The 3,624-nt window shown below is 61.4% G+C and carries 7 protein-coding genes; all 7 read left to right on the plus strand.

From position 1 onward, the window contains the following. Positions 1 to 37 precede the first annotated feature (37 nt). A complete protein-coding gene (locus ACXJL8_RS36505) occupies positions 38 to 724 on the plus strand; it encodes a hypothetical protein (protein WP_456624301.1) in 687 nt (228 codons plus the stop codon). 2 nt (positions 725 to 726) lie between these two features. Next, positions 727 to 876: a hypothetical protein gene (locus tag ACXJL8_RS36510; protein WP_456624302.1), complete on the plus strand. Its 150-nt coding sequence runs from the start codon at positions 727 to 729 to the stop codon at positions 874 to 876. Continuing rightward, positions 876 to 1,127 carry a hypothetical protein gene (locus ACXJL8_RS36515; protein ID WP_456624303.1) on the plus strand — a complete coding sequence of 84 codons (252 nt, stop codon included), beginning with the start codon at positions 876 to 878 and terminating at the stop codon, positions 1,125 to 1,127. Before ACXJL8_RS36510 ends, ACXJL8_RS36515 begins: the two co-directional genes overlap by 1 nt. Further along, positions 1,118 to 1,501, plus strand: coding sequence for a hypothetical protein (locus ACXJL8_RS36520; protein WP_456624304.1), 384 nt, complete (start codon positions 1,118 to 1,120; stop codon positions 1,499 to 1,501). Before ACXJL8_RS36515 ends, ACXJL8_RS36520 begins: the two co-directional genes overlap by 10 nt. Then, positions 1,498 to 1,797, plus strand: coding sequence for a hypothetical protein (locus tag ACXJL8_RS36525; protein WP_456624305.1), 300 nt, complete (start codon positions 1,498 to 1,500; stop codon positions 1,795 to 1,797). The genes ACXJL8_RS36520 and ACXJL8_RS36525 overlap by 4 nt, the downstream gene beginning before the upstream one ends. 80 nt (positions 1,798 to 1,877) lie before the next feature. Further along, a complete protein-coding gene (locus ACXJL8_RS36530) occupies positions 1,878 to 2,306 on the plus strand; it encodes a GNAT family N-acetyltransferase (protein ID WP_456624306.1) in 429 nt (142 codons plus the stop codon). Positions 2,307 to 2,541: 235 nt separating this feature from the next. Continuing rightward, positions 2,542 to 3,624, plus strand: a 1,083-nt coding sequence (locus tag ACXJL8_RS36535; protein WP_456686577.1) for a CaiB/BaiF CoA transferase family protein, incomplete at its 3' end; no start/stop codon positions are given.

Genomic DNA, 3,624 nt, shown 5'->3' on the forward strand with positions numbered 1-3,624 from the left:
GGCTTGATACCACCCTAACCCCCAATCGAGTCAACCCATGGTAGACCTGAACGCCCTCTCTGCGGCGAATGCGAAGCGCTGGGCGAGTGCTAAGCCAACCCGGAAATCCGAGGCCGCTAATGTTGCTTCGCGCCTCCACAAGGCCAAGCAGCGTTATCAGGCCGTCGAGCGGGAAACGGGCGTCCCCTGGCCGGTCATTGCAGTCATTCATGAACGGGAATCATCCCAGGACTGGAGGGCCTCTCTGGCCCAGGGGGATCCCTGGAACCGGGTCTCGGTTCACGTACCGGCCGGGCGCGGCCCGTTCGGCTCGTGGGAGGCCGCCGCGATCGATGCTCTGGTCAAGTGTCCGCCCTTCCTCGCGCGTCACAAGGACTGGTCCATCGCCGGAACGTTGACCGCACTCGAAACCTACAACGGCATCGGCTACGCGGCCCGCAGCGTGCCTTCGCCTTACCTCTGGTCCGGCACCAACCAGTACCGCGCGGGGAAGTACGTGCGCGACGGTGTTTACGACCCGGGCAAGGTCGACCCGCAACTCGGGTGCGCAGTTCTCCTGATTGTCCTGATGGAGCTCGATCCGGACATCAGCTTTGGGGGACCAAGGATCGCAAAGAATCCGGCGGCGGGCGATTCCGCGAGGCCTTCACTGACGAACCCGTCGAAAGGCTCGATCGGCGCGTTCGTGATCAACCTGGTCAGAGCCATCTTGGGAAAGAAATGAACATGACGACAACTCTCGACATCATCCTTTTCGCCGCCGGCTTTGGCGCCTGCTGGCTCTGCAAGGATTCGCTCCTCCGGCTCGTGACCGGTACCGACGCCTTGATCAAGACGCTCGAGGCCAGGCTCGCTGCGCTGCGGGCCAAGCCGTGATGCTGGCAAAGATCAAGGCAGTCTGCCTGCACTCCATGACCGTCGCCTGGAGCTATTGCGTCGCGCTTGCCGGTGCCTTGGCTTCGATCATCGACGATCTTGCCGACGCGCTGGGCGATCCCGGCGTCAAGGATCAGATCAGCGCTGCCATCGGCGACGTCAAAGCGACGGGGCGCATCCTGCTTGCGATCTCGGTCGTGACGATCCTCGCGCGTCTGCGAACACTTCGGAGGAAAGACCAATGTGGATGACGATCATCTCGTTTCTCGGTGGCCCCGTCGTCAAAGCGCTGATCGATGCCTACAGCGCGAAACTCAAGGCTGAAAATGTCGACGCCAAGATCGCAGCAGATCTCGCAGCCGGCGAGATCGCGGCGCAGACGGCCGAAATCAAAGCCGTCATGCAGTATCGCATCGCTGAAATCGGACACTGGCACGAGCCGGACAAGCTGATGGGCTACTGCGTCGCGCTTTACTTCGCAAAACTGCTGGTCTGGGACAAGGTCCTCGGCTTCGGCTCCACAGACGCCCTGGCGGGATTTGCGGCGATCACGGCCAATCTCGTGGTCTCCTTCTATTTCGCCAAGCGTGGTTTTGAGAATGTCGCAAGGATCATCAAGCGGTGAACATGCCAGACGACGAAATCAGGGCGATCGTCGCCGAGACGCTGGCCGAGCACCACAGGCTCCAGCAGGAGAGCATCGATACCATCGTGTTGAAAGCCGTAGCCACCGTGCTGGCGTCGTTTGGAATCGAAGACGATGATCGGAAGGAACTGAGGGCGGACTTCCAGCACTTGCGGCGCTGGCGGAAGAGCGTGGAGCAGGCGCAGAGCTACACATTCAAGGCGGTGATCACCGTGATTGCCACCGGTCTGATGGGTGCCGTCTGGCTGGGCGTCAAGGTTGTATTGGCCAAATAGACCTGCACGGCGGCGAGGCTGCCATCGCTCGCGCTCAGGAGCAGCCAGTCGCATTGGGCATCCGGTGTATGGGGCATTCGATGTACAGAATTCGTATCGTTGATGCAGAGGACGATGAGATTGCCGAGACCCTCGGAGATCTGCATCGGCTGACGTTTTTCAATGGCGCCGCCCTGCCGCAGTTCGAGTTGGGAGCGTGGTGGCTTGCCTATCACGATCGTGATGCTGTCGCCTTCGCCGGCGTGCTGCCGTCGACGCATGCGCGAAACAGCGGCTACTTCTCCAGGGTCGGTGTCCTGCATCGGCATTGGGGGCGGGGGCTTCAACTCAGGCTGATGCGAGCTATCGAGGCGAGAGGGCGGCGTATCGGATGGGACAGCATCGTCTCGGATACGACCGACAATCCGGTGTCTGCCAACAACTTCATTCAGGCTGGTTACCGACTTTACGAACCAGAGGTGCCCTGGGCATGGTCTCATACGCTTTACTGGCGAAAGCAGCTGCGATGAAGCGTTGAAGCAAGGTTTCCCGTCACGCGGAACGTGACTTTTGAAACGCCCGCACCAGCGTAGCGCAAATCGGTGCGTCCAAATGTTAAGGGCCCGGCAGCTTGACCGCTGCCGGGCCCTTTTTGCGTTCTCAGGGGAGGTGAGCGAACCACTTGCGAAGTCGGTGGCGTCAGGCTTTAAGTTTGCTCATGCAGGAAATTCGGCGGCCACAAGCCGATGTAAAGGAGCGCCATCGATGTCCACCAAGCCTCAATTGCCGGAACGTTCGCCGAGGGGGACGGGAGGGCCAACTGCACTTGATGATCTGCTGATCGTCGATTTCACGCGTGTGGTAGCCGGTCCGGCCTGCACGCAGACACTTGCCGATTTCGGTGCGCGCGTCATCAAGATCGAGAATCCGGATGGCGGCGACGACACGCGTGCCTATGAGCACGCCGAAATCGGTGGCGAGAGCGCAGCCTATCTCAGCCTGAACCGCAATAAGCAGGGCATCGCGCTCGATCTGAGCGTGCCAGAGGCACGCGACGTCGCGTTGGATCTGATCCGCAAGGCGGATGTGGTTGTGGAGAATTTTTCGAGCGGGGTCATGAAGAAGTTCGGCCTCGACTACGAGGCGGTCGTGCCGCTCAATCCGCGGCTGGTCTATTGCTCGATCTCAGCCTACGGACGCACCGGACCTTTCGCCTCCCGTCCCGGTTTTGATCCCATCACGCAGGCGGAAAGCGGCTTCATGTCGCTGAATGGTTTTGCCGATGGCCCGGCGGTTCGCACCGGTCCCCCCATCGTGGACATGGCGACGGGCATGACCGCCTGCAATGCCATTCTGCTGGCCCTGCTGGCGCGGGATCGGCTCGGCCGCGGACAGCATGTCGAAGTCGCCCTGTTCGACATCGCCATGGCGATGACCGGGTTCTACGGCATGGCCTACCTGATCAATGGTCAGAATCCCGGCCGGTTCGGCAACTCGCCGAGCGGGTCTCCCACCGTCGGCGTCTACGAGGCGTCCGACGGGCCGCTCTACATGGCCTGTGCCAACGACCGGCTTTATCGCCGGCTGGTGGTCGAGGTGTTGAAACGGCCTGATCTGATCACCGATCCGCAGTTCGCCACGCGAAAAGCGCGGTCCGAGAACAAGGAGCTGCTACGCGCGGCTATCGCAGAGGTCTTTGCAGGCGACAGCCTCGAGAACTGGATGGCCAGGATGAAGCTGGCCAATATTCCGGTAGGCTATCTCCGCACCGTCGAGGAGGGGTTCAACGCGCCTGAAGCTCGCGAGCGGCATCGCCTGAGCCGGATTCCGCATCGAACGGCGCAATGG

The organism is Bradyrhizobium sp. P5_C11_2 (genome assembly GCF_054049755.1).